General features: G+C 68.7%; 22 protein-coding genes. 6 read left to right on the forward strand and 16 right to left on the reverse strand.

Annotated elements, in window-relative coordinates; all coding sequences use genetic code 11:
• Window positions 1-28: 28 nt before the first annotated feature.
• The 3 genes from DAT35_RS59135 to DAT35_RS26330 all read right to left on the reverse strand — a co-directional run bounded on the left by DAT35_RS59135 (window position 29) and on the right by DAT35_RS26330 (window position 5943).
• Entirely contained in the window at window positions 29-1213 is a 1185-nt protein-coding gene (locus DAT35_RS59135; protein WP_108069926.1) for a LamG-like jellyroll fold domain-containing protein, read from the reverse strand.
• Window positions 1213-4755, reverse strand: coding sequence for a hypothetical protein (locus tag DAT35_RS26325; protein ID WP_108069928.1), 3543 nt, complete (start codon window positions 4753-4755; stop codon window positions 1213-1215). Before DAT35_RS26325 ends, DAT35_RS59135 begins: the two co-directional genes overlap by 1 nt.
• Before the next feature lie 96 nt (window positions 4756-4851).
• The gene (locus tag DAT35_RS26330) at window positions 4852-5943 is read right to left on the reverse strand and encodes a YheT family hydrolase (RefSeq protein ID WP_108069930.1); all 1092 of its coding nucleotides are present in this window, start codon (window positions 5941-5943) and stop codon (window positions 4852-4854) included.
• Between the two features lie 307 nt (window positions 5944-6250).
• On the opposite strand from DAT35_RS26330, the gene DAT35_RS26335 reads away from it, so the two are divergent.
• Window positions 6251-7099, forward strand: coding sequence for an alpha/beta fold hydrolase (locus DAT35_RS26335; RefSeq protein ID WP_233261711.1), 849 nt, complete (start codon window positions 6251-6253; stop codon window positions 7097-7099).
• Between the two features lie 31 nt (window positions 7100-7130).
• On the opposite strand, the gene DAT35_RS26340 is transcribed toward DAT35_RS26335, so the two are convergent.
• A complete protein-coding gene (locus DAT35_RS26340; protein WP_108069932.1) occupies window positions 7131-8132 on the reverse strand; it encodes a glycosyltransferase family 4 protein in 1002 nt (333 codons plus the stop codon).
• A 186-nt stretch (window positions 8133-8318) separates the two neighbouring features.
• Between DAT35_RS26340 and DAT35_RS26345 the strand changes: the two genes are divergently transcribed.
• Together DAT35_RS26345 and DAT35_RS26350 are read left to right on the forward strand one after the other, a co-directional pair.
• A complete protein-coding gene (locus tag DAT35_RS26345; protein ID WP_158501880.1) occupies window positions 8319-9254 on the forward strand; it encodes a Kdo hydroxylase family protein in 936 nt (311 codons plus the stop codon).
• Window positions 9255-9408: 154 nt separating this feature from the next.
• Window positions 9409-11295, forward strand: coding sequence for a hypothetical protein (locus DAT35_RS26350; RefSeq protein WP_146209891.1), 1887 nt, complete (start codon window positions 9409-9411; stop codon window positions 11293-11295).
• Window positions 11296-11382: 87 nt separating this feature from the next.
• On the opposite strand, the gene DAT35_RS26355 is transcribed toward DAT35_RS26350, so the two are convergent.
• The 3 genes from DAT35_RS26355 to DAT35_RS26365 form a co-directional block, all read right to left on the reverse strand.
• Window positions 11383-12321: an alpha/beta hydrolase gene (locus tag DAT35_RS26355; protein ID WP_108069938.1), complete on the reverse strand. Its 939-nt coding sequence runs from the start codon at window positions 12319-12321 to the stop codon at window positions 11383-11385.
• 79 nt (window positions 12322-12400) lie between these two features.
• Window positions 12401-13144, reverse strand: a complete 744-nt coding sequence (locus DAT35_RS26360; RefSeq protein ID WP_108069940.1) for an SDR family oxidoreductase — start codon at window positions 13142-13144, stop codon at window positions 12401-12403.
• Window positions 13141-13440 (reverse strand): putative quinol monooxygenase, encoded by a 300-nt coding sequence (locus DAT35_RS26365; RefSeq protein WP_199243005.1) that lies wholly within the window; start codon window positions 13438-13440, stop codon window positions 13141-13143. Before DAT35_RS26365 ends, DAT35_RS26360 begins: the two co-directional genes overlap by 4 nt.
• Before the next feature lie 144 nt (window positions 13441-13584).
• Between DAT35_RS26365 and DAT35_RS26370 the strand changes: the two genes are divergently transcribed.
• Window positions 13585-14481 (forward strand): AraC family transcriptional regulator, encoded by an 897-nt coding sequence (locus tag DAT35_RS26370; RefSeq protein WP_108069944.1) that lies wholly within the window; start codon window positions 13585-13587, stop codon window positions 14479-14481.
• A gap of 49 nt (window positions 14482-14530) precedes the next feature.
• Here DAT35_RS26370 and DAT35_RS26375 read toward each other — a convergent pair whose 3' ends face one another.
• Entirely contained in the window at window positions 14531-15028 is a 498-nt protein-coding gene (locus DAT35_RS26375; protein WP_108069946.1) for a DNA topology modulation protein, read from the reverse strand.
• A gap of 300 nt (window positions 15029-15328) precedes the next feature.
• Here DAT35_RS26375 and DAT35_RS26380 point away from each other — a divergent pair, with 300 nt between their 5' ends.
• Window positions 15329-15805: an SMI1/KNR4 family protein gene (locus DAT35_RS26380; RefSeq protein WP_108069948.1), complete on the forward strand. Its 477-nt coding sequence runs from the start codon at window positions 15329-15331 to the stop codon at window positions 15803-15805.
• Window positions 15806-15876: 71 nt separating this feature from the next.
• Here the strand turns inward: DAT35_RS26380 and DAT35_RS26385 are convergent, their stop codons facing one another.
• Window positions 15877-17343 carry a glycoside hydrolase family 6 protein gene (locus DAT35_RS26385; protein WP_369946059.1) on the reverse strand — a complete coding sequence of 489 codons (1467 nt, stop codon included), beginning with the start codon at window positions 17341-17343 and terminating at the stop codon, window positions 15877-15879.
• Between the two features lie 230 nt (window positions 17344-17573).
• Here DAT35_RS26385 and DAT35_RS26390 point away from each other — a divergent pair, with 230 nt between their 5' ends.
• Window positions 17574-19619, forward strand: a complete 2046-nt coding sequence (locus DAT35_RS26390) for a hypothetical protein (protein WP_108069952.1) — start codon at window positions 17574-17576, stop codon at window positions 19617-19619.
• Between the two features lie 14 nt (window positions 19620-19633).
• On the opposite strand, the gene DAT35_RS26395 is transcribed toward DAT35_RS26390, so the two are convergent.
• Genes DAT35_RS26395 through DAT35_RS26425 form a run of 7 tightly spaced genes read right to left on the reverse strand, consistent with a single transcriptional unit; the run spans window position 19634 to window position 26112 of the window.
• A complete protein-coding gene (locus DAT35_RS26395) occupies window positions 19634-20662 on the reverse strand; it encodes a zinc-binding dehydrogenase (RefSeq protein WP_108069954.1) in 1029 nt (342 codons plus the stop codon).
• 29 nt (window positions 20663-20691) lie between these two features.
• Window positions 20692-22116 (reverse strand): class I adenylate-forming enzyme family protein, encoded by a 1425-nt coding sequence (locus DAT35_RS26400; RefSeq protein ID WP_108069956.1) that lies wholly within the window; start codon window positions 22114-22116, stop codon window positions 20692-20694.
• A 1-nt stretch (window position 22117) separates the two neighbouring features.
• Entirely contained in the window at window positions 22118-22690 is a 573-nt protein-coding gene (locus DAT35_RS26405) for a coronafacic acid synthetase (protein WP_108069958.1), read from the reverse strand.
• Window positions 22687-23823: a beta-ketoacyl-[acyl-carrier-protein] synthase family protein gene (locus tag DAT35_RS26410; RefSeq protein WP_255415208.1), complete on the reverse strand. Its 1137-nt coding sequence runs from the start codon at window positions 23821-23823 to the stop codon at window positions 22687-22689. Before DAT35_RS26410 ends, DAT35_RS26405 begins: the two co-directional genes overlap by 4 nt.
• Window positions 23817-24296, reverse strand: coding sequence for a 3-hydroxyacyl-ACP dehydratase FabZ family protein (locus DAT35_RS26415; protein ID WP_233261712.1), 480 nt, complete (start codon window positions 24294-24296; stop codon window positions 23817-23819). Before DAT35_RS26415 ends, DAT35_RS26410 begins: the two co-directional genes overlap by 7 nt.
• Window positions 24293-24715 (reverse strand): thioesterase family protein, encoded by a 423-nt coding sequence (locus DAT35_RS26420; protein ID WP_108069960.1) that lies wholly within the window; start codon window positions 24713-24715, stop codon window positions 24293-24295. The genes DAT35_RS26415 and DAT35_RS26420 overlap by 4 nt, the downstream gene beginning before the upstream one ends.
• Entirely contained in the window at window positions 24712-26112 is a 1401-nt protein-coding gene (locus tag DAT35_RS26425; protein WP_108069962.1) for an aminotransferase class III-fold pyridoxal phosphate-dependent enzyme, read from the reverse strand. Before DAT35_RS26425 ends, DAT35_RS26420 begins: the two co-directional genes overlap by 4 nt.

Genomic DNA, 26112 nt, shown 5'->3' on the forward strand with positions numbered 1-26112 from the left:
TTCTCCAGAAGTGACTGCGGCCACGCACTCAAACGCCGCCGTTCGCGGTGTCGACGCACTGCTCCCAATACCCGCTCGCGCCCCGCTCCATGTCGAGGCCGGAACGCCGCCAGGCCAGCTCCGCTCTCACCCAGCGCGCACTGCCACTGGTGAGCGTGTCCAGGCCTCGCAGAGGAAGAGCCACTTCGTGGGCGGAGATCTGTCCGGCGCCGACATGGAGCAGATAGAGACGGTCGGGCGCACCACCGCGACCCGGCTCGGTGGCGAGCCGCCACGCCGGATCCGCCAGGGACACCCCGCCTGGCCCACCCAGCGAACCCGGGGGGAAGGACAACTGGAGGTGCCAGGCACCCGGACTGGCCTCCAGCCCGGGGCTGCCAACGAACCGGACGGCGCCGGAGGGACACGCCAGCCGAAGGACGCGGGCCGGCTCGCCAGCGGCGCGTTCCAGCGCGAACGAGATCGGATAGCGGTGCTCGAACGCGCCCAAGAACCCCAGGTCCCCGGAGTCGAGTTCGGCGTCGAGCTCGGCGTCGAGGAGGGCCCGCCGGTAGATGCTGAGCCGCACCAGCCGCCCCCGGAAGGCAGGCGTGTTTCCGCCGAACGGCTGCTCCACGCCCCCCAGGTGGTGGGAGATGGACTCGATCACCACCGATCCGCCCGCCTCCGTGGGAAACGCGTCCATGGCGAGCGTCAACGGGTCCCCCACGGCACGCGCCCCGCGGACCCGAACGCGCCAGGGCCTGCCCGGGACATACACGAGCGCGAGGCGGACCCAACCTCCAGGCGCGCCGGGTTCCTCCCTATCGAAGGTCACCCATTCCCACCCGACGGTGCCCCCCACCCTGAGAGCGAGGCGCCCGTCCTCGCGCGAAACGAGGCGCGCGGAGAGGAACCAGGGCAGGGAGGGGTCCTTCAGCGCGGCACTCACCTGCCAGAAGGTCATCTCCCGCTCGCCGCGCCACTCGGGCTTGACCCAGACCAGCAGGGTCAACCCCTGGAGGAGTTCCAGCTCCCCCACGGGCGCTGGGAGCTCGAGGTACGAGCCCGGCGTGCCGTCGAGCGCGATGCAGCGGCCGAATTGCTCGTCCTCCACGACGCGCGCTCCGTGTCCCACCCCATTGCGCCGGCCGGGCCCCCGGTCGACCAGCGTCTCGGAGTTGCGATCTTCGAGCAGGAGGTCCGCCAGGAGACCCTCGGATGACAATGGCATCACGACCCTCCACGGGGGTTGCTGGGCTCGGAGACGAGCCAACCGTCGCGAATCTCGGTCACCGCATCGAAGGGAACCCGCGCCTGGGCGGCCTCGACCGGGCGGCGTCCCCATCCCTCGGGGGTCGCTTCCAGCCAGGTCCAGGCACGGCCGGGGACCGCCCCCATCGGGAGCTCGATCGCGCCCTCGACGGGATTCTCCGTCCGCCCGGTGAGCACCGGCGCGGCCGTGAACTCCACGGCGATGCGCTCGTACACGCTCGCCCAGTGTTGCGCGGGCAGGCGCAGGGCCTTGGTCGGCATGATCCCCGACGTGGCATGCACCGCGCCCCGCGGATCCACCAGCATCGTCACCGCCAACGGGGGAGCGTCCACGGACTGATACAGGAAGTCGCACTTCTTCTGTTGGGGGGTGCCGCTGCCGTCCCCGGGGTCGTAGTACGGAATCACGTAGGCGTCGTCCTCGTACCCGCCCTTGCCGTCCTCCACCCAGTACACCGCCAGCCCGTCGCCGAGTTGATCCGGTTCGCCCAGCCGGATGGGAAAGCGCACGCGCGTGAAGCCGTTCGTCTCCCGCTCGCTCCGGAGCAGGCTCTCGCGCAGTTCCTTGAGACCCTGGTGCATCGCCGGAAGGCCCTGGAGCTCCAGGTGCAGCGAGGCCCTCACCAGGGCGAGCGGCTGGCCGGACAGGAGCACCTCGCCGGGATGCTCCGGCTCGATGTGGTTCTGGGCATCCTCCAGGTCCGCGAGGAAGGTGTGGAAGTAGTTCGCGGACCCTCGGAGCAGGAAGCGCACGAACTGCCGCAGGGTGGGATCTCCCACGTCGGAGACGCCGCCGCCCGACTCCGCCGACACTTGGCGGCCGGGCGCTGGGCGCCACCGGGGGACCGCATCGGCCTCGACCCAGATGACCCCGAGCGCGACCCCCTCCCGGTCAAAACAGAACAGGCTCCGATCCAGGTGGTTGGCCATCACCCACCCACACACGGGCGTGGTCGCCGGGTGCGCGTTGGCCTCCCGGGTGCCCTGATCGGCCGAACGCCAGCGGAAGTCGAGCCGTGCGGGCTGCACGAGGCGGGGCGGGAGTTGGAGCGAGGCCGCCCCCTCGAAGGAATGACCGCCGAACGAGCGCGTGCCGTGGAGCGTGTGACAGTCGATGTTCACCGCGCGCCCGAAGGTGTCGAGGATGCGCAGGCGACGCACGTGCAGCTCTCCGTTGCGGATGGGGCAGAAGTCGTTGGCCACGAGCGGCACGGTGTGGGTTTCCCCGGCCACCGCTTCCGCGACGAGGCGGGCGAAGTCCCGATCGTTCTCGAAGCCGAGCGGATCCGCGATGGGGACCTGGGGCGTGTGCCCGGTCATCAGCAGGGCGCTGTTCAAACCGCCGAGCGCCTGGGTGACACAGGGGAGGGTCCCCGAGCGGAGCTGGGCCACCACCTCGCGCAGGCGCGTGCGGGTGTCGGGGGAGAGCGGGGCCTGGGTGGGGTCTGACTCCACGCGCGAGAGGTAGGAGTCGAGCTGGCTCTCCATCTGGCCGAGCGCATGGGGGGTCAGGACGGTCGAGCCCTTGTAGACGTGGGCCCCGCGGGTGCACGGACGCGTGCCCCGGGGCGCGAAGTCGACGGCCTCGCGCCGCAGGACGTAGTTCGTCATCACGAAGGCCGGGTCGTACTGCTCCCCCGGGCTCGAGAGGTTGCAGCCGAGATCCTTCGGCGTCAGCTCGACCTCCCACTCCAACAGCAACGGGTGCCACGGCTCCCCCGTCCAGGGCCGAGCGCCCGGGCCCTCCCTGCGCCAGGGCCGCAGCTTGCGGAACAGCGCCATCGGGAGAATCGCCTCGGACATGCCGCTGGTATCCCCGAGGAGGGGGTACACCTCCACGCTGGCGGCGGTGGAGACGTAGCGGTTGGAGGCCCTGGCCGCCTCCCCCGCGATCAGGATCACCGGATCCGTTGGGCGATAGAAACGCGGCGCCGCCGCGACCTGGAGCACATACGCCCCTCCGCCCTCGGCGTCATGCCGCGCGAGGGCCGCGACGAGGGCCGAGATCCGCGACACGAGCCGCTGCGCCACCGAGTGCGCCTCACCCACCGCGGTGGGCAGCTGGCCGGAGTCGGGCTCGGGCATGCGCAGCTCACCGGTCGCGTCGATGAGCTGACGCAGCGCCGGAATGGAGTGGCGCTCCATGAAGTAGCGCAGCGCCATGGCGTTGGGCCGGTCGTCATGGGGCGCGTCGGGATGGAGGGCCAGTTGGTAGTGGTGCCAGTCCGTCGCGAGCTGCCGCCGCAACGAGCGCACCCGCTCCCGCGCCCGGTTGTACTCCGCCTGGAGGGCGTTGAGCCCGTCCAGGAGCGACGCCACGTCCGGCCAGGCCGGCGCGGCCTCCTCCCCCTGTCCCGATGCGGCGCGCAGGGTCCACATGGGCTCGGAGGGCAGCGCGACGAAGCCCGCGGCGTGGCGCGCCTCCTTGAACTTCATCGCCAGATCGAGGTGCCGGTCGTCGAGCGCGGAGGAGAGCACCACCGCCTGGAGCTGCTCCTCGAGGTGCGCCTGCTGCTGGGAGTCCGTGGAGACGGAGCGCGCCAGGTGGGAGGCCAGCGCCTCGGCCGCCGTGGCGCCGAGCGTCAGCGTGGCATTGCCCTTGGGGGGCGGGGGATCCCATCGGGTGTGGGCATCGAAGTCGAGCCGCCCCCGGCACGTGAGGCGCGGTGGGACGAGATCGCGGGGAAGAGCGCCGACGACCGTCCACCGGAAGTCATCCATCACGCTCTGCCAGAGCTCCTGCGGCGACAGGGACGCGCGATCCGCGGCGCGGCTCGCCCGGCGCAGCGCGACCGCCAGGTAGTCATGCTCGGGGTTCGCGTACCAACCGTAGACCTCGTAGAAGAGGTTGGAGAGCTGGGGGACACTCACCTCCCCGTCGTGAAACCCGAAGACCCCCTGACAGTTGGGATAGAAGGCCGCGAAGGTGTGCTCGCCGAAACCGCGCACGGTGAGGGGCTCGGAGAGGTAGTGCTCGGGGCCCGGCGACGGCCCGGCGAGCCAGTCGTTGAGCGGCAACACCCGTCCCATGTGGCGATACGGCACACCTCCCGTCGGCTGGCCGAGCGAATCGCGCATCGGGTAGCAGGTGGTGGGGGTGCTCGGGCGAGCGCCCACGGGGTGCAGGTAGTCGCTCTCGATGATCCATTGCCGCTCGGGGAGGTTCGTGCTCGCGTGCCCCCGCGTCACCAACCAGCGGTTGGGCACCGGTGGCAGGGCAAGCGCGTCCATCCCGACGCCCTCGGGCCGGGACCAGCGCGACGCGCGGGTCAGCGCGGCCGGCATCGACCAATGAAGGTGGATGCCCGACTCCAGGAGCAGGTGCTCGGGTCGGAAGGGCTCGGCCGCGACCCGCTCTCCGAGTAATGGAATCTCCGGGTGGACCCCATGCTCTCCATCGAAGTACGGCAGGAGGGTGAAGTGGGTCGTGGCCGAGACGACCGCTTGCCGCTGCCGGAGGAACAGCGCGTCTACGTGGAGGGGGGCGACGAGCAGGGACACTGGACCAGGGTACCATGGGCAACTGGCACCCAGTGTGAAGTACCTCCCTGGAGCACCGTGCGCCCCTGGTGCTGCTGGCCCAACCGAAAGGAACCCTTAGCGCCGACGGGCGTCGTCCACCACCTGCCGCTCGACTGCGAAGAAGTAGTTGGCCATCAAACGCCCGGCCCAGGACGTGGCGCCCCAGCCTTCGTAGTAGGCGCAGTGGCTGCCTTTGGCGGTGGTCACCAGCAGCATATTCGGCGAGCGCTCGATGGCCTGCAGATAGGGCCTGGCGTTCTCAATGCGGCACACCGGATCGTCCTCGGCGTTGAGGATCATCAGCGGTGTGACGATGTTCTCGAATACCACCATGGGGTTGGTCGAACGCGAGTAGTCCTGGTAGCTGGCATAGCCTGAAAATTCATACATCGCCTCGTGCAGCTCGCTCAGGTCGCGCGACGCCAGAAGTTGCTGCAGATTGTTCAGATGTCCCAGCTGCGCCAGGTTCGGCGCAACGAATGTCTTCAATAGCTTCCTGGCCATCAGCCTGCTGTAAAACGGGTGCGTCAGGCTGAAGGTCACATCGGTGTTGTACCCCGGGCAGAAGGCGAAGGCTGCCTTGAACGGTGCCTCGGCGCCCTCTTCGCCCAGGTAACGCACCAGCAACCCGGAGCCGGCGGAGGAGCCCACCGCGTACAGCGGCGACTCGGGAAAGCGCCGGCGGATCTCCGCCAGCTGCTCGCGCAGGTCGGCGGTGCAGCCGAGGAGATTGACCCGCGGCACGGCCAGCGGCAGGCAGTCATGGCCGCGGCGCACACAGACCACCACGCGCCAGCCGGTGTGTCGGCGCAGATCGCGCACCAGCTCGGCCATGCTGGCCGGGCTGCCGGAGATGGTGTGCAGCACCACCACGGTGGGCACCGTCTCCGGCAGGCCGTAACCGGCCCAGGCCAGCGCAGTCGTGCCGCCGTCGGCCATGGTCAGGGTGTCGGTGTGGTCGTAGCGGAAGCGGATGGTTTTCTTCTTCACCAGGTCGAAGAACAGCAGCTGCAGATGGGTGTTGAACAGCCACGGCGTGGGCCGGTAGCGCTGCGTCAACTGGCGGATGTCGCCGACCCACTTCTGTGCCTTTCCTTTGGTGTTGTAATAGAGCCGGGGCTGGTCGTGGCCGACGTTGGCGCCGAACGACGGGAGCAGTTTCAACATGCCTGCATATTCCTGCGAAGTGGTAGCGGCCGGAGCGGCCGGGGCGCCAGTGTAGCGTCCGCCCCGGCGGTGGGCTCGCCTCTTTCGGCTCACGTGCTTGAGTCCGTCCATGCGAAAACCCGGGGCGCGTGGTCACCAACCGCGACGACGTGCTGCGCGAGATGAAGGCCTTCCTCGGGATGTGATGGCGGCGGACCTGTCCTCGGGCATCGACTTCGATGGAATGCAGTGCTTTTCGAGGACACCTGGTTCGCGGGGTGCCACAATGCGTGGCATGCAGCTCAGCGACTGGAAGAGGGAAGGAAGGATGTTCTCTTTCGAGGGACATCGCATCTTCTACCGCGACGAGGGCGCGGGGGACGTGCTGCTGTGCCTCCACGGTTTTCCTACCTCCTCGTGGGATTGGTCCCGCATCTGGCCTCAGCTCATCCAACGGTTCCGGGTGGTGGCGCCGGATCTGCTCGGCTACGGGTTCTCGGACAAGCCCTCACGGCACGTGTACTCCGTGCTGGAGCAGGCGACGCTCACCGAGCGGCTGATGGAGTCGCTCGGCATCACCCACGCCCACGTGCTCTCTCACGACTTCGGGGTCTCCGTCGTCCAGGAGTTGCTCGCGCGGCAGCTGGAGCGCGAGCAGGCGGGCCGGCCGGGATTGGTGCTTCGCTCCTCGTGCTTCCTCAACGGGGGTCTCTTCCCCGAGGTCTATCAGCCCCGGTTGATCCAGCGGCTGCTGGCAAGCCCGGTGGGCTCCGTCATCGCGCGGCTCTTCAACCAGCGCTCCTTCGAGCGGAGCTTCAGCGCCATCTTTGGCGAGAAGACCCGGCCCTCGAAGCAAGAGCTGAACGAGTTCTGGGAAGTCATTTCGCACAACGCTGGCTCGCGGGTTTCCCACCGACTCATCAGCTTCATGGCGGACCGGGTCCGCCACCGGGAACGCTGGACCGGTGCGCTCCAGCGCACCCGCGTCCCCCTGCGGATGGTGAATGGCTCGGTGGACCCTGTCTCCGGTGCGCACATGGCGAAGCGCTACCGTGAGCTCATTCCCAACCCCGACATCGTTTCGCTGGAGGGCATTGGGCACTACCCGATGGTGGAAGCCCCGCAGGCCGTCCTCGAGGCGTTGTTCTCCTTCTCTGCGCGCTCCGCCCAGGAGTAGGCCTCCGGCCGCATTTACCAGTCCCGAAAGCCTATCGTTCGAGCGCCGCCTGGTACACGCGGGCGAGGGCGAGGGCCTCGTGCGACACGCCGAAGCGCGCTCGAGCCTCCTCGGCCGCATGAAGCCCGACCTGCCGGGCGCGCTCAGGCTCGCGCAGCAACATCCGCAGAAGCTCGCGCAGTGTGGTGACGTCTCCGGGCTCGAACATGAAGCCGGTGCGCCCGTGCTCGATGACCGCCGGCACGTGCGGCAGCCGCGTCACCACCGGGCAGCACCCGCACGCCATCGCCTCCACCAGCACCATGGAGAAGGCCTCCCCGTACGAGGGGTGCACCAGGATGCTCAATCCCTGGTACCAGGGCACCACGTTGCGCTGCTCGCCGGCCAGCACCAGCTCCCCGCCCGTGGACTCGCGCAGCTTCTCGGCCCACGCCGCATCCCCGCTCTTGGCGAGTCCCACCAGCACCGGCTTCCACTCGGGGAACTCTGGCAGCAGCGGGCGGATGGCCTCCACGAAGTCACCCTGGCCCTTGTTGGGCCGCACCCGCCCCACCACGCCCACCCCGTAACGTCCTCCCAGCCCCAGCGCCTTCCACGCAGCCTCCCGGTCCGTCGGCAGGGTGAAGCGCTCCAGGTCCACCCCGTGGGTGACGATCCGGGAAGGCATGCCCATCCAATCAGCGCCCTGTTGATTGAGCGTCACGAGCTGGTCGGCGTAGCGGACGATGAAGCGCGTGAACCAGCCGGGCTCGAAGGGGCCGTGGCGCGTGTAGACGAGCCGCACCCGCTGGCCCAGCAGCCGCAAGAGGAAACCGAAGAGCAGCTCGTTGTTGCGGTGCGCGTGCCACACCACGGGCTCCTGGCGGATGCGCCTCCACAGCTCGCCCCACGGAATCCGCGGCACCTCTTCGGCCAGGTGTTTGCCCAGGGCGCGCGTTTCCATCAGGCGCATCAGCTCGAGGACGATGAGCTCGGTGTGGGCGGTGGCACCGGAGCGGCGCCGGTGGAAGTGGGGATGGACGACGAGTGGCATGCGAGCGGGGGCGGGGGTATCGGTCAAAGCACCGGCGTCTCTACCCTACTCAGCTCCGAGCGTCATCCGCGTCCAGCGGGCTCCTGGCCCCGCTTGACGCCCCCGCGGTGCGCATGGAAGCGTCACCGCTTCTTCTCCTGGCCGGGTGACAGGACACCGGGCCTGGGGTACGCGGGGGAGTCCTTCATGTTCGTGTCTTACGATGACGCGCGGCTGAGCGGCTGTGGTCCCACCACCCTCTCCGATGAGCTGGAGAAGGGCAACGTCGTCTACTTTCCCAGGAGCCCCGTGGCGCTGCCGGCGCCCGCGGAGTTGGACTTCCTGCGCGAGGAGATGCCCCGCCAGCTCAAGCGCAAGAACGTGAGCTACTACCCGAGCGCCGACCGGCTCGTGGGGGTCGAGGCCCCAGCGCTCGCCGAGCGCACCCACCGCCTGCTCCGCGAGCACTCGGGGCGCGTGGTGGAGTTCCTCACCCGGGCGATGCCGGACTTCGTGAAGGGCTGGACCGTTGGCACCTCGAGCTTCCGTCCACTGCAGGAGCGCGGCCGCAATCTCAGCGCGCACGCCAGCAACGAGCTCGTCCATGTGGACGCTGGTGCGTATGGCGCGACGCACGGCGATCGCATCCTGCGCTTCTTCATCAACGTGCACCCCACCGAGGACCGCGTCTGGGCGACGCGCGGCACGTTCGCCGAGGTGTATCGCCGGCATGGCGCGGCGGCGGGTATTACGCCCGGGAGCGAAGGGCGAAGCCTGCGTCCGGGGCTCGCCAACCGCATGTACTCGGGGCTGCTGCGGGGTGCGGAGCGGCTGGGTGCTCGGCGGGCGGGGATGATCGACACCTCGCCCTATGACCGGCTGATGCGCCAGTTCCACAACTACATGAAGGACACACCCGCGTTCATCCAGGGCCGCGATGGCTACGAGGAGTTCTCGTTCCCGTCCTTCTCCGCCTGGATGGTGCTCACGGATACCGTGAGCCACGCCTGCCTGTCCGGGCAGTTCGCGTTCGTGGATACCTTCCTCATCCGTCTCGCGAGCTGCAAGCGCCCGGAAATCTCGCCGTACCAGCTCCTGCAACGGTCTCCCGAGCCAGAGCCGATGCGCTCCGCCGCAGCCTGAGGGGGGGGGATGTGGTATCGCCCTGCCCACGGGTGTGAGCACCTGCGTGCACGGTTGCCTTTCGGTGAGTCCTGCCTGCGAGCGACAAGCGCCGCTCCTATCACAAACCTCCCAGCTCGACTCTCTCCATAAGGACTTCATGGAAGGAGGGAACATGGAGCAGAAACGTCACGTTTCGATGGCGCACGGCGGCGGCGTGAACATGCCGTGTCACGGTTACACGGGAGGCGTATCCAGCCACCAGGGCCGCGTGCTGACGGATCCGCGGATCATTGCGGTCTTCTGGGATCCTGCGTTCACAATCAGCTCGCCCCTCGTGGGCTCCATGAGCTTGTTGCTGACGGACGTTCTGAGCGGCTCCTTCGTCAAGGGCCTTCAGGAATACGAGGTCGGAGTAGGCTCGAGCATCGGCGTCCACATCATCGACACCAAGAAGTATCCCCCGCCGTCCAAGATCGACGCGGGTGGTATCCAGAGTCAGCTCGCCAAGTGGCTCGACGATGGGGCGGTGACACCGAAGCCCGACGCGCACGAGGGTCGGAAGGTCTACGTCGTCTTCACGCCGTCTTCCACGAGCATCTCCGATGGCGTGGGCGCGTGCGGTTACCACAACCACGGCAGCTACGGGCCCGGCGGCAGCGACAACCTCATTTGGGCGGCGATCTTCGGCTACGCGGGAAGCACCAGCGCGGACGGCGTCGCATTCTGCGTTGGACACGAGCTCGCGGAGACGTTCACCAACCCCACTGACCAGGGCTATTTCGTCGATACCGGCGACTCGCGCTGCGAAATCGGCGACCTGTGCGAGGCCGCCAAGGGCTCGTCGAAGATCATCAGTTACCCGTATCTCGGGTGGAACGTCGAGCCGTTCTGGTCGCAGGCTTCCACCGCGTGCATCAAGCCTGGCGGAACGCTCTTCCATACACTGCGGCGCGCGAACGGCGCCTGGCCGTTTCCCTTCGGCAATGTCGAGGCGCAGCTCTCGAACAACCTCGGCAACGTGTTCCGCGCGGCATGTGCGCTGAACGCAAAGGGCGAGCTCCACGTCTGCGCGATCGATGGTTCGGGGAATGTCTGGCATACCATCCGCGCGGCGGACGGGACGTGGCCGCTCCCCTGGGAGGACGTCGAAAAGCAGACTTCGTGGAAGGGCGGGCCAATCCCACGAGTTGCGTGCTCGGTCGACGCGACGGGCAACCTCCACGTGTGTGCGATCGACCGGAACGGGAAGTTGTGGCACACGATCCGCACGGCCAATGGCACGTGGCCGTTCGCGTTCGGCGACGTCCAGGCGCAGACGACGAAGGTCAGGCGAAACAGCGGCATCGGACCCACGCCGCATGTCGCGTGCTCGACGAACGCGGCAGGCGATCTCCACGTCTGCGCGATCGACGTCAACGGTGGGCTCTGGCACACGATTCGTAAGGCGGACGGCACGTGGCCGTTCGCCTTCGGCGACGTGCAGGCACAAACACGAAGGGTCGGGCCGAACATCGGTCCCACGCCGTACGTCGCGTGCTCCGCCGATCCATCCGGTGACCTCCACGTTGTCGTCGTCGACCTGAACGGTGGTCTCCGGCACACCATCCGGAAGAACGATGGTTCGTGGCCGTTCGCGTTCGGGGATGTCCTCGCGGTCACCAAGGCCGCCGTCCCGAAGGTATGCGCTCAGCTCGCGACGCGGCTCCGGGTGCTGGAGAACTTCTTTCAGCACGTGCACGACCCGGCGGCGATGCAGAAGCTCGCACAGGAGATCGCCGCCGTCGTGAAGCAGCAGGAGGAGAACGACTGCAACCAGCCGAACGCGATCTCGAACGTCGCTTGCGCTGCCCAGGGTATCGGCGAGCTGCACGTATGTGCGGTCGACCTCAATGGCATCCTGCTTCACGCCTCGCGTCTATCGAACGGTAGCTGGACGAGCTTCGAGAGTGTGCAGCGTCACACGATCCTCGTCGGGCCGAAGCAGAGCATTGGGATGACCCCCTCGGTCGCCTGCTCGACGACCGGCGCCCTCGACCTGCATATCTGCGCGATCTCTTGACGGCGTCCGGCTGCATTTACGAGCAGCGCGCGGGTCTCTTCCTACTTTCCAGACCTGGCTCCGAGCGCTTCGTTGAAGCACCCTGAATCATCGAAGCAGACGCGCGAGCGCGTCCCGAAGGTCGGAGGCCAGTCGGTCCGCAATGGCCGTCGGGAACAAATCGAAGCCATGGATGCCGCCCGGGTAGACGTGCATCTCGACGGGCACGCCCGCGCGCGACAGACGCAGTCCATAGTCGACAGCCTCCTCCAAGAAGAGGTCCACTCCGCCCACCGCCAGGAACGTCGGGGGCAATGCCTCGAGCCCGGACGCCAGCGAGGGCGAGAAGTGACCTTCGCGCTCGCTCGAAATCGGGCCGCTGCCTCGCAAGGCTCGCCAGGCGAAGCGGTTGATGGAGCGCGTCCACCCGAACTCGCCGATGGACGGGTTGTCGACCGGAGCGTCCGCCGTGCCGGTGCGCGCGTCGAGCATCGGATAGATGAGTACCTGTCCCGCCAGGGGAGCGCCTCGCCGGTCACGGTGCAAGAGCGCGGTCGCCGCCGCGAGCCCTCCTCCCGCACTGTGCCCCATGAGGACGACCCGCGAGGGGTTGATACCCAATGAAGGCGCCTGCTTCATCACCCAGCGCAACGCCGCGTAGCAGTCCTCGACCGGACCGGGGAAAGGCGTCTCTGGCGCGAGGCGGTAGTCGACACTCACGACCAGGGCCCGATGCTCCTCCGCGAGTCGAAGACATGTCGCGTCGGTCATCTCCGCGACGCCCGCGATGAAGCCACCGCCGTGCACATAGACGATGGCACCCGACGACGGGGGCAGGTTTCGCGGCCGGTACACCAGTACGCGCACCTTGGGTTCCCCCGGTACCCAGTGCTCCTCTCGCGCGTGAGGCATCGGCGGGGCTATCTGCGCGTAGGTCGCGAGAAGCTGCGCGCGGAACGTCTCCAGAGGCTCACGCTCGGGGTCGAAGGTGCGGAGCGAGGCGATGACGTCGCGCACCGCGGGGTCCACCAGATGCAGTGTCTTCATGTGCTATGCGTTCTCCAGAGTTGAGTGTGGCCGTGGCAGCAGGACCCGCGGAGCGAAGTTCATGCCTCGTCGAGCCCGCTCACGCCGACCGAGCCAGCGCCACGGCGTCGGGGCCAGCGGGGAAACGGAGCGTCCGCGACGTGTCGTTCGCGGCCCGCCAGATGGCTTCGGCCACATCGGACTCGCTCGTCACCGCGGATATCTGTCCGAACGAGGCGAAGATGCGCTGTGCGAACGGGGCATAGGCCTCGGGGAAAAGCCCTTCCATGCGGGCGCCGCCGTTGCTCGTGAAACGGGTGTTCGGGCAATAGCCCGGCTCGACGAGCTTCACGCGCACGCCGAACGCCTCGAGCTCGAATGCGAGCGACGCCGTGAACCCCTCGATGGCCGCCTTGCTCGCGGTGTACACGGCCACCAGCGGCATCGGCGCCAGCGTCGCGCTGGACGTCACGTTCACAATCACGCCCGACCCGCGTGCGCGAAACCGGGGCAGCACCGCCTGCGTCATCGCCATCACGCCGAAGGTGTTGGTCTCGAACACGTCACGCACCGTGGTCATCGGCGTGGCCTCGAAGGCCCCCATGAGCCCGATACCCGCGTTGTTGACGAGCACGTCGATGGGGCTACTCGCTTCGAGCGCCGCCGCGATGGAATCGGGCCGCGTCACGTCGAGCGACACCACGCGCAGCCGGTCCGACCTGGGTAGGACGTCCTCGCGCGGCGTCCGCATGGTGGCGACCACATTCCAGCCCTGCGCGTGGAAGTGGCGCGCGGTCTCGAGCCCGTACCCGGAGGAGCACCCCGTGATGAGCACCGTCTTCATCGCGCACCTCCTACGTGAAGCTTTCCGCCGACAGGCACCTCGTCCTGATACCGGGCCTCGCCCATGACGAGCGGGACGAGCTTCGCGAGGAACGCCTGGGCCTCCTGGCTCGTGAAGTTCGCGGCGTGGGCCTCCTTCGTGGTCCACCCCTCGGACACGTGGACGATGTCCCGGTCGCTCGCGGAGTGCCCCACCACATAGAGGACACAGTCCGGGTTGGTGGCCGGGCCCGTGCCGCGAGTCGCGGAGAGCAGCAGGTCGACCAGTTCGTCGCCCTTCCCGGGGTGAGCAGTCATTGTTGCCCGAAATCCGTATGTCGCCTTCATGTCGACTCCTTGCTTGGCTTGCCGCGAATCGCGGCGTCGATGGATGCAAGGTAATTCCGGGGGGCTGGACCATCCACCACGTGCAGTCCGCATTTTATTGGCTAGAGTCCAGGCATGAGCGATCCTCTCTCGGAAGTCATCGCGCTGCTTCAGCCGCGAGCCGTGTTCTCGAAGGGCATCAGCGGAGCGGGACGCTGGGCCGTCCGCTACTCGGACTTTGGCCAGCCAAGCTTCTGTGCCGTGCTCGAGGGGCGCTGCCGACTCGCTGTCGACGGCCAGCCTCCCCTCACGCTCGAGGCGGGCGATTTCGTGCTCCTGCCGGCGACGCCGGGCTTCACCATGTCCGGCTTCGAGCCGGTGAAACCCGTGTACATCGACCCCAAGGTGATGTCCTCTCCAAGAGGCGAGGTCCGTCACGGCACGCATGGCGGTCGGCCCGACGTGCGCCTGCTCGGTGGGTACTTCGTCTTCGACTCGCCCGACGCGGACCTGATGGTGCCGCTGCTCCCGGCCCTGGTGCACGTACGCGGCGTGGAGCGGCTCTCGGTGTTGGTGCGACTCGTCGGCGAAGAAACGAGCGGGCAGCGCGCGGGGCGCGACCTCGTGCTCACGCGCCTCACGGAGCTACTGCTCATCGAGGCGCTGCGGTCGACATCAGGCGACGACGCGCCTCCGGGACTGTTGCGTGGCCTGGCCGATGCGCGGCTCGCACCCGCGATACGGCAGATGCACGGCCACGTGGCGCGTTCGTGGACGGTGGAGCAGCTCGCGAAGAGTGCGGCGCTTTCGCGCTCGGCGTTCTTCGAGCGCTTCACGCGCACCGTGGGTCTCCCCCCGATGGAGTACCTGCTGGCCTGGCGGATGGCCGTTGCGAAGGGACTGCTTCGCCGCCGTGAGCTCGGTATCGCCGAGGTCGCCGAACGCGTCGGCTACAGCTCTGCGAGCACCTTCAGCACCGCGTTCAGCCGGCACGTGGGCCAGCCCCCGGGCCGCTATGCGCGGGCGAGCTAGGCGGCATCCCCCGCCTTGGGACCTTGATAGTGGAAAAACCCATACCCGGTCACTTCAGGAACTCCTCGACCTCCCTCTGCGAACGAAGAACCACGACGTTCTTCTCGCCTCGGAGGGCGTCCAGGCGCGCCAGGATCTCCGGGCGCCGGAGCCTTGGGTAGGTCCAGATCCAGTGGAGGAACTTCCAGGTGAGCCGCTCCGGGCACCCGGGAGACATGTCGGGGCGCGCCCGGCCGAGATAGCGCAGGCGCCGCATGAGCACTCGCCACAGGCAGAGCGTGCGCGGCAGGTCGAGGAAGACGACCGTGTCGCACGCGGCGAGGCGGAGCTCAAGGGTGCCGCCGAAGTTGCCGTCCATGAGCCAGGCCTCCCCGGCGACGAGACGCTCGACGGTCCGGCGCCACTCGTCCTTGGGTGTCTCCTCCCAGCCCGGGCGCCAGTAGACGGAGTCGAGGTGGACGAGGGGCAGCCCGGTCTTGGCGGTCAGCCGCGCCGCGAAGGTGGACTTCCCGGCGCCGCCGGAGCCGATCACGAGGACTTTCTTCATCCGGTTTCTTCCCCTCCCAAGAAAGGTGGCACCCCTCGTCCATGGGTTCAAGTCTCGTAATCCTCGCCAACAAGAAGGGCCCGGAATCGGGAGTCGGTTCCGGGCCCTTCCTCTTTTTTCAACCACCCGACTTTTCTCTGTCGATCGTGATGGAGCGATACGCTAGCGAGGCTACGAAGCCATCATGTCTGATCAATCCAAGCCATCCCCAACGAGGACGGTAGAGCCCACCTCGTCACCGCAGCCTGGCCCATTGCTCGGCGACGGCAGGGGCCGGGTTCTGCATATGGACTACTGACGATGGCCACGCCCATGAGCCGCTTGCTCGAAGAGGTCTCCCGCGAGCACTTTCCCTATCCGCCCGCCACGCCCGAGGAGATCGACGCATTCGAGCAGCGGGTGGGCTGGAATCTGGACCCGGACCTGCGAGCCTTCTACCTGCATTGCAACGGGGCGGAACTGTTCAAGCAGCTGCCAGATGCCCCCTACCAGATGCTTCCCTTGTCCGAGATCGTCCGGGCGAGGGTGGCCATTCGCCGAGAGGATGACGACCAGTGGGGTCCGGCCTCGATGTACGCCATCTGTGACGTGCAGGACGGCAACTACGTGGTGGTGGACGTGGCCCGGCAGCAGAACGGTCGTTACCCCCTCTTCGACGGCGACCACGAGACATGGCCGGACCCAGCCCACTGCGAGCAGATCGCCAGTTCCTTTTCCGAGTTCCTGGAGGAGATGCTCCGCAGCAAGGGACGCTCGTATTGGCTGGGGAAGAAGTGAGCTCACCCCCGGGCCAGTTCGCGCGCGCCGTGCGGCGACGGTCGCGCGCGGCAACCCGGGCCCAGGTTGGCTCAGGTGCCGTCGATGAGGCGGATGGCCAGGTCGGGGCTGAACTGTCCGGCGACCACGCCCGGGGCAATCCCGCACGGGCCATCGGAGTCGCCGGGTACCTTCACCCAGAGCAGCAGCTCCGCCCCTCCACCGGTCTGAGAGGGCGTGCCGAGCTTGCGTCCCGCCGGGTTGCACCACTCACCGTTGGCGCCGTTGCCGTTGCGGCTGGTGTCCACCGCGAACGGCAGGGTGTATCCATACCGGCTGGACAGCGAGCTGTTCACCGACCCGGCGTAGGAGGTGGACTGGGCGGTGGTGTAGAAGTTCGACACGTTGAGGACGAAGCCTCGCACGTTGTGGGCTCCGGCGCTCTCCAGCCGCTGCGCCATCGTGTCGGCGGCGATCCAGCCCGCGTTCCCGCCGTCGAGATAGGCCCACGTGTTCGTCGCCCGGTCGCGGAACTGCTCGGTGGCGTAGCGCAGGAGGCTGAGTCGGGTCTGCCGCTCGGTGTCGTTCGGCAGGCAGTCGAGCTGGGCCACGGCGTCCGGCTCGATGATGACGATGGCGGGACGCGTGCCGATGGCGGACGCGAACGCGGAGATCCAGGTCCGGTAGGCGTCGGGGCTTCCCGCTCCTCCCGAGGAGGCACCCCCGCAGTCGCGGCCGGGGATGTTGTAGGCCACGAGCACGGGCAGCTTGTCGGCCGCGTCTGCCGCCCCGACGAAGTTCGACACCGCCGTGGTGATGTCACCGCTCCAGTTGCCGAACCAGCGCGCGCCCGGCTTGCTCGCGATGGAGGACTGGATGCGCGCCGCCCGCGAGTCCCCGCTATTCGCACGCACCCAGGCCGCGGGGTTGGCGTTCGGGTCGACGTAGAAGCCGCTGGTCTGTGCAATCGGTCCGGACCCGCTGCTGCCGCCGGTGGTGAGCGAGAGGTTGTCCGCCCGGAAGGTGAAGGCCCCGCGGCTACCCAGCTGGAAGGTCACCTGCCCCTGGTTGGTGGTCAGCGACGAGGTAAACGGGAACGTAAACTGCCGCGACGTCCCGTCGAGGGTGATCTGCTGATCCAGCGGCGCGGTGTAGGGAGAGACCCCCAACTGCACCGTCACGCGCACGGTCACGCTCGTGGAGGCCGAGGCCGTGAAGGAGAGGGTATAGGCCTGGCCATTCGTCAGCGGGATGTTGTCCTGGCCGATGGGCGCATCCCACGGGTTGGCGGCGCCCGAGGCGACGTTCACGCGCCACTGGCCATTCTCGACGCTCGACTGGGTGTTGGGCCCGTTCCACCACGGTGAGACCGAGCCCGAGGCAAAGGTGCCGTTGACGACGAGCTCCGTGAGGGATTGGGAGACAGCCGAGACACCTTCGCTCTCGGGGGCATGGGCAGGGGTTGGACCGCAGGCGAGGACCATGGCCGACGCGAGCGTCAGCGCAATGGGACCCAAATGACGGCGAGACAGTGAAACAGAGGGGGAATGAGCCTTCACGAGATTTGCTCCTGAACGGTGATGCCGAGGTACGTCCTGGTTGCCGGTTGCTCGAGGATGCAGAGCCCGTATGGCGAACGGATGGGGGCTCGATCCCGAGACACTTGTAGAGGCCAGATGGCGCATGCGGTGCCGCTGTCAGGAGACGTTGCAACCGTGCACGAGAGAGGGCAGAAGGCGCGCGGCGGTCTCCTGGTGTCTTCGCCAGTCCGCCGTTCGCTGGAGGCGACATGTCCTGGAAGTGGAGCGTGGTGGCCGCGATGTGGCTCGCGGCCTGTAGTACGCAGGTGTCCTCTCCCCAGGAGGAGAGCGCGGCACCGCGCGTGGACGAAGTGGCTCCGAGAGGGGAGTGGGGTGGAGCGCTGGAGGTCCTCGTCGTGGATGATCCGTCGCTCCGGGAGCAGCGCCTGGAGTATTTCCTCGTCGAGGGGCAGCAGCGTTACCCGGTGGTCTTCAGCCGGGGGGCGCCAGAGGGGCTCCGCAGTGGCCTGAAGCTGAAGCTGCGCGGGCGGCGGGTGGGCGGCCAACTCGTCGCCGAGGAGGTCGAGGTGGACACGCGGGCGGCGGCCCTGGATGCCTCCGCCGGGACCTGTGGCGTCACGGGAGTGCAACGCAGTCTGGTCATCCTGGTGGCGTTTCCAGGCATGCCGACGCCGGCCAACACCGTGGAACAGACGCGAGAGGTCTTCTTCTCCTCCACGCGCCGTTCGCTGGCTGGCTATTGGCACGAGGTGTCCGAGGGCCGCACCACCACCACGGGCGACGTGGTGGGCTGGTACACGCTGGACCGCGCCTATTCCTGTAAGGACACCGATGCCATGCGCGAGGCGGCCCTGCGGGCGGCGGACGCGGATGTGGACTTCACCCGGTATGACCGCATCTTCATCGTCCATCCCATGCCCCAGGAGGGTTGCTTCTACTCGGGCCAGGCCACGCTGTCCTGCAACGCGCTGTCGACGCCGGACGGTACGGTCACGGCATCCACCGCGTGGCTCGTCGCCGAGTACATGGGCCAGCACGACATGGCCGTGGAACTGGTGACGCACGAGGCGGGGCACAACCTTTCGCTGAACCATGCGAACTCGCGTGACTTCGGTGCCGAGCCGCTCGGGTACCTGGGCAGCCAGGGCGTCATCACCGAGTACGGGGACCTCTTCTCCTCCATGGGCTCCTGGAACCTGGGCCACTACGCGGCACCGCACAAGGCCCGCATCGGCTGGCTGGCTCCTTCCGCCGTGGCCGAGGTGAATGGCGTGGATGGAACCTTCACGCTCGCTCCCGTGGTGTCGTCCGGCGGTCTGAAAGCCCTCAAGGTTCGCCGGGGTTCCACGAGCGGCGGTTGGCTCTGGCTGGAGTACCACCAGCCCATGGGCCCCTATGAAGAGACACTGAATCAGCAGGTCTTCGGCGGCGCCCTCGTGCACTACGAGGACGAGGCGACGAGGGATGGCTCGCACCTGCTCGACTTCACTCCGGAGACCTCGTCCTGGAGCGACCCGGCCCTGCTGCCGGGAAGGACCTGGGATGACCCGTACAGCAACCTCTCCGTGACAGTGGAGTCCGCCACCTCCGCGGGGCTCACGGTGCGCGTCCGGTATGCCCAGAAGCCGTGTGTGCGGGCGCCTCCCAACGTGCGGGTGACTTCCTTCGCGGACACCGCCTGGCCCGGTGGACAGCCGGAGTTCGAGCTCGCCCTCACGAACCAGGACTCGGCGGGTTGTGGCCCGAGCACCTTCCAGCTCGGCGCCATCCTCCCGTCCGGATGGAGCGCCGACCCGTTGCCCGCACAGCTCACGGTCGCCGCGTCGAGCACGGCCTATACGACCCTCCAGACGTATGTGCCCTATCGCACGGAGCCAGGGCTGTACACCGCGGGAGTGGCCGTCACCCGCGACGGCTACACGGTACAGGGGACGAGCCCGATGAGAATCGTCGAGCGCTGCATCTCGTCGCCCCCCACGCTCACGCTCTCGCCGGCCACGGTGCAGGCGGCCCCTGGCTCGTCGGTCACCTGGACGGTGAACGTGACCGACAACGACTCCGCTTCGTGCAATTGGGTCTGGTACGACTTCGTGTCCACCCTGCCGCAGGCCTGGGAGACGGACTGGTCCGATTGGGGAGTGAACCTCCCTCCAGGTGGCGCCTTCTCCTTCACGATGACGAAGTCCATCCCGGCGAATGCCTCCTCCGGGCTCCACACCGTGAACCTGCAAATCCTGCAGGAGGACTTCGGTCTCGCGGCGAGCGCCACGGCCACCGTGGAAGTGGTGAAGTAACCCGCCGTCTCGCTTCATGGCGTGAGGACGATGTGTCCGAACTGGGCCCGCTGCTCGAGCAGGTGGTGGGCCTGGGCGGCTTCCTCCAGCGGCAGGGTGCGATCCAGCACCGGCTTCAGCTTGCCCTGTTCCACCAGCCGCAGAACGTGCAACAGGTCTCCCTTGGAGCCCAGGGTGGAGCCCAGCAGGGAGAGCCTCCTGGCGAAGAACACCCGCAGGTCCAGGTTCACCTCGGCCCCCGTGGTGGCTCCGCAGAGCACCAGCCGGCCACCACCCGCCAGGCACGCCACGCTCTTCTCGAAGGTGGCCGCGCCCGTATGCTCGACGACCACGTCCACCATCCGCCGGCGGGTGAGCCGCCGGACCTCGGTGGGGAAGTCCTGCTCGGAGTAGTTGATGAGGTGGTCGGCCCCGAGCTGCTGGATCCGATCCAGCTTCGCCGCGCTGGAGGCCGTGGCGATCACCGTGGCCCCCAGCAGCTTGCAGATCTGCACCGCCGCGCTGCCCACCCCCGAACCGGCCGCCTGCACCAGCACCCACTCGCCCGGCTTCACCTGCGCGCGCCGCGCGAGCATGGTCCACGCCGTGAGGAACGACAGCGGCAGGCAGGCCGCCTGCGCGAAGGAGAGCTGGGCGGGTTTGGGGACCACGTTCCGCCGCGGTACGGCCACATACTCGGCATAGCCCCCAGGCACGTGCTCGCCCACCAGCCGGAAACCCCGGCATGCCGGATCCTCTCCCATCAGGCATGCCTCGCAGTGCCCGCACGAGAGTCCGGGGTTGACGATCACCTCCGTCCCCAGCGCCAGATCCTTCACCTCGGCGCCCACCCGCTCCACCACCCCGGCCACGTTGCTGCCCGGGACGTGAGGGAGGCTCGGCTTCAGCCCCGTTCCCCCTCGCCGCAGCCAGACATCCAGGTGGTTGAGCGCGACGGCCTTCACCCGCACCAGCACATCCTGCGCTTGCAGCGTGGGCTCGGGCAGCTCCACCACCTGCAGCACCTCCGGCCCTCCATGCTGCTGGATCGCCACGGCCCTCATGGTCCTCTGCTCCCTGGCGGCCGAGCCGCTCACTTGTGCCCGACCTGGGCTCGACTGTCGTTGGCGTTGATGAGGTGGATGGTCCGGGGTGACTCCGTGCGCCGGAGCTGGCCCTGGAGGTGGCTCCGGACGTGCTCCGAGGTCAGCCCGGGCTGGGTGACCACCAGGTGCAGGTCGTAGCTCGTCTCCACCCGGTCGACGAAGATCTCGGTGCGGGCCGACACCACCCCTGGCAACGACGTCGCCAGCCGCCGCACGGACGCCAGGCTGATCTTCTCTCCGCCCTTGATGACGAAGTCCGACAGCCGGCCCACGAAGGAGAGGTAGCCCTCGGCGTCGATCTGGAAGATATCGCCCGTGCCGAGCAGGCCGGGACCCCGCCACTCCTGGGCCTTGCGTCCCTCCACGATGCCGATGCGCCGCTTCATCAACGTGTCCGAGGACACCAGCAGCTCGCCTTGTCCGGGGATCGACTGTCCCTCCAGCTGCACGTGCGTGCCGGGCAGGGGACGCCCCACGGAGCTGTAGCGGTGGGGCGGCTCGAGGTGGGCCGCCAGGGTGGCCACGCGCGGCCCCGCTTCGGACAGGCCATAGGTGAGGTACAGCTCGCCACCGGGCCGCAGCTTCAGCAGTTGCGCGACCTGCGGGGCGGCCAGGGCATCTCCTCCGACCGTGAGCACGCGCAGCCCCTCGGGCAGGCGCTCCTGGGCGAGGAGCGTGCGGACCAGCAGCGGCGTCACCGAGGAGACGGTGATGTGGTGCTCGTGGATCAGCCGCAGGTAGCTCTCCGGATTGAAGGGAGGCCCGCTGATGACCAGCTGTCCGCCGCTCAGCAGGGTGGCGAAGGCCTGGGCCACCAGGGCGTACGAGTAGTACAGCGGCAGGTTGACGAGGACGGAATCCCCCCCCCGCTGGCCCACCGCGTCCGTGTGCTTGGCGGCGTTGCGCAGCAGCGCCTCCAGGTCGAAGACGCAGCCGCTGGCGAAGCCCGAGGTGCCCGAGGTGAGCATGACCACCTCGCCGGGGTTGAGCGGTGGGGGTTGGCTCGGAGGCAGCAGCGCGACCTCGCTGCCCAGCAGGGAGGAGCGTTCCAGCCCCGCCATCTCGAACTCGGGCAGCCGGGGGATGATCAGCCCGCGCGCGGAGAAGGTCTCCATCAGCATCTTCAGCCGGGCCGAGGGCGTGGCGGGAGCCACCAGGGCCGGGACTCCGCCGGCCGCCAGCACCCCGAAGAAGTGTGCCAGCAGCGAGGGCCCATTGGGCATGGCCACCAACACCAGATCTCCGGGCCGCAAGCCCAGCTGCCGCCAACCGTCGGCGATGGCGCTGATCCGCCACGTCTGCTCGGGAGCGGGGCCACCGGTGGCGTCGGTGATCCGCTCGTTCAGGAAGGAATCGATGAGAGCCGGGGTGAGCCGCGAGGCAGGCCCCGAGAGCTGGAAGGGGAAGCTCATGTCAGTTGCCCAGGGAGGTGGTGAAGAAACCCAGGAGTTGCTCGACGTTGGCGGGCTCTCCTTCGGGAGAAGGAGTCAGCAGGACGCAAGCCGCGCGCGGGGGAGTGCCGCCCGGCGGCAGGTGGTAGGAGCCCAGGAGCACGCCCTCCACCTGGCCTCGGGACAGCCAGCCGCGGGCAAGGGCGAGCGCCACGGGCAGTCCCTGTGAAAGGGACTGGAGCAGGGACAGCGTGGGGCCTCGAATGCCCCAGGCGATGCAGCTCAGGGCGATCGCCGCGCTGGGTGAGGCAGCGGGGAAGCGCACGGGGGACACGCTGCCTTCCTCCACGGAGGAGGCCACCTGCGCCATGGCCTCGGAAGGACCCTGGAGTCCCAGTTGCACCAGGGCGACCCGGTTGAAGTCCAGCGGGCGCTGGAACGCGGCAATCGCCCCGGCGACGGCATTGGCCATGGCCCAGGACGAGGGGTCGGCGTAGCGCACCGCGCGGCGAACCTGCGTCAGCCGTGGGCCCAACTCGCCCACGGAGGCCTGCCCCCGGCCGCCCACAGTGAGGATGTCTGGATTCAGGTTCATGCCGGCACCTGGATGACGAGTGAGGTGTCGAAGCCGCCGAAGCCCAACGTCAGGCTGAGCCCCAGACGCGCCTGGTGCGGCTGGGGCTTGCCCACGGGAAGAGGGAAGGGAAAGCCGGGCAGGGGTTGCTCCAGGCCCGCGATGGGAGGGACCCGTCCGTCGCGCAGGGCCAGGATCAGGGCAATGGCCTCGATGGCGCCGGTGGCTCCCAGGCTGTGACCGAAGTTGCCCTTGGTGGCGAAGACGATGGGAGCGCTGCCGTGGAAGATCGCCTGGAAGGTCTCTCCCTCCGCCCGATCATTGAGCGGCGTGGCCGTCCCGTGCGCGTTGATCAACCCCACCTCGGCTGGCGCCACGCCCGCGTCCGCCAGCGAGCGCTCGATGGCGAGCCGGGCGCCCATGGCCTCCACGTCTGGCGACGTCATGCTCGACGCGTCGTTGGCCGAGCCCACCCCCCGCAGCAGCGCCAGCACGGGCACGCCCCGGCTGGCCGCATGGGAGGGGGACTCCAGCACCAGCACGCCCGCGCCCTCGCCCAGGAGCATGCCGTCATGCTTCTGGTCGAAGGGGCGAATCAGCCCGGGCGACATGGTGGTGAGGGCCGAGTGCGCCAGACGCTTGCTCGCGGTGATGACATCCACCCCGCCGCAGACGCAGACCTCCGCCAGCCCCGAGCGGATGAGCTCGGCCCCGACCAACAGGGCGTCCGCGCCCGAGGAGCAGGCGGTGGACAGGCAGAGGGCGGGCTCGCGGGCCCCCAGCTCGGTGGCCACGTCCTGGGCCCAGGCATCCAGCGGGGCGGTCCGATCGGCGGCGTCGTCCAGGTAGGTGCCCAGGCTGGTGCCGAGCACCAACCTGAGTCCGGGCCTGTCGGCCGCCAGACGCCCCTGGCTCAGCACCCGGCGCAGCGTCTGGCTGGCCAGGTGCCGCAGCCGTTGGCGTGCCGGCTGCGTCCCCAGCGTGGGCACTGCGGCCACGCGGAGGTTGCGCACCCGGTGTTCGCTGGGCATTTCCACGAAGCCCATCTCGCCCGCCAGCATCCGCCGCCAGACGCCCTCCAGGTCATCCCCGAGCGCGGTGGTCCAGGCCATGCCGGTAATGGCGACAGGCGTGGAGCTGGCGGCGCCTACCACAGCGGGTTCCCCATGTTGGACAGCGGCGTGCGCACCAGGCTGGCCCGGAATGCCGCCACCCGGACGCCATCCACCGTGGCCTTGCCCGCGAAGTGGAACAGGTTGTTGATCAGCCGCTCCGCGGTGACGTGGAAGATGACCTGGTCGCCGGGCACCACCGGCTTGAGGAAGCGCGACTCGACCGAGCCGATGACGGTCAGCTCGTCGGCGGTCAGCGGCGAGGAGCACATCTGGTAGAGGATGATGCCCCCCTGGGCGAAGGCCTGGATGAGGTGGCTGCCGGGGAAGATGGCGCGCTCGGGGAAGTGCCCGACGATGCAGTCCATGCTCCCGGACACCGACATCAGCGCGGTGAGGAACTTGCCCGGCTCATGGTCGGTGATGCGATCCAGGTAGATCATCGGGTGGCGGTGCCGCAGCCACCCCTTGAGGGCGGTGAAGCCAATGGGCTTGGGTTGACGTTCCGGGTTCACGGGGTGCTCCTCGACAAGGTGTTTTTGAGGGTGTCCGGGAGGGTGACGGGAGTCCCCGCCGCCCTGTCCACCGTCACCAGTTCCAGGGTTCCGCTGGTCAGCAGGGAGCGCTCGGCCTCGGACGGTGGCTGCTGGAACACCTGCACCGCCATCCGGACACGGGCCACTCCCACCTGCTCGACGCGCGCCTCCAGCCGCAGCTCGTTCCTGAACTGCGCGGGGGCGTGGTACTGGATGCGCAGCTCGCGCACCCGCATGTCGATCCCCGCCGCCAGCAGGGCGTCCAGGCCGGCCCCACGGCGCTCCAACTCCTCGAGCGCCGCGGACTCCATCAGCGAGGCGTACCGGGAGAAGTGGACGACGCCGGAGGCGTCCGTGTCCACGTGCTCGACCCGGTAGTGATACGCGGGGCTCGTCATGACGCAGCGGCCTCGAGGCGGCTGGCGGCCCGGCGGATCCGCGCGACGAGCTCCTGGAGTTGCTGATCGCTGGTGACGAGCGGAGGGGCGATGCGCATGGCGGGATAGCTGTAGCGCAGCCCGCGCGAGCGGCGGCCGGCGCCCGCCATGAACTCCACGAAGAGGCCCTCCTCGAGCAGCAGGGAGCGCAGATTGGAGAGCTGCGGCGCGGACTTCTCCGTCAGCTCGATGCCATTCATGAAGCCCTGGCCGCGCACCTCCTGGAAGAGCGAGGGGAACGACGCCACCACGTCGCGCTGGAGCCGAGCGCGCAGCTCCTCGCCCGCTGGGCCCGCGCGCTCCACCAGCCGCTCGGAGACCATGTGGCGGATGCCGGCGCGGATGACGCCGCTGGTGAGCGGCCGCAGGTCCGAGGTGGAGACCGCGCCACTGGAGCGGATGCTGAGCTGGCGCCGGGCGATCACCATGGAGGTGGACAGCGCCCCCATGCCCAGGCTCTTGCCAATGACGGTGACGTCCGTGGCGATGGGGCCCTGCTCGTCCTTCATGGCGAAGAAGCTTCCCGACTTGGCGAAGGTGAGCACCTCGTCGGCCACCAGGAGCACCTCGTACTCGCGGCAGAGCGCCGCCAGCCGGCGCAGGTAGCCGCGGGGCGGCACGATGATGCCGGCGTCGCCCTGGATGGGCTCGACGACCACGCCGGCGAGCTGCCGGCCGTTCTCGGCGAAGAAGCGCTCGAGCGCCTCCAGCTCTCCGAAGGGCAGGAAGGCCACCTTCAGGCCGAAGGTGCCCTCCTGGGTGTAGTCAGGAAGCCCCACGCGGTAGTGGCGCCGGTTGAGCAGCGACACCACGCCGCCGGTCCACCCATGCCAGGCGCCCTCGAACGCGAGCACCGTGCGGCGCTGCTCCCGCCCGGCCACCGGGGCCAGCCGGCGGCGGTCGAAGCCCGACTCCAGCACCAGCCGCAGCGCCATCTCCAGGCCCTCGGAGCCGGAGTTACGGCCGCTCACGTGGTAGTCGCTGGCGGGGAAGCGGTCCGCCCACAGACCATCGGCTCCGAAGAGCTCGGTCAGCAGCAGCGAGCGCTCCAGCGAGCCCAGCTCATCGGTCACATAGCCGGCGCGCTCCACCGACTGCTTGAGCGCCTGGAGCACCACGGGATGCCCGGCACCCAGACAGGCGCTGGCATAGCCGCCGCTGGCGTCGATGACCTCGTGCACCCGTCCCGCGGACTCGCCCTCCAGGGGCACCATCTTCTGGACGACCCCCTGCGCCTCCACGCAGGCATAGGGCAGCCGGTGCCCGTCATAGTGATCCATGTGCACGGCCCGGCCGGCGCGCAGCACCTCGAGCACCTCGGGCTTGAGGCTCTTTCCATCCGCTTGCAGGAAGTCCAT

The sequence above is a fragment of the Vitiosangium sp. GDMCC 1.1324 genome (genome assembly GCF_003044305.1).
GTDB lineage: Bacteria > Myxococcota > Myxococcia > Myxococcales > Myxococcaceae > Archangium.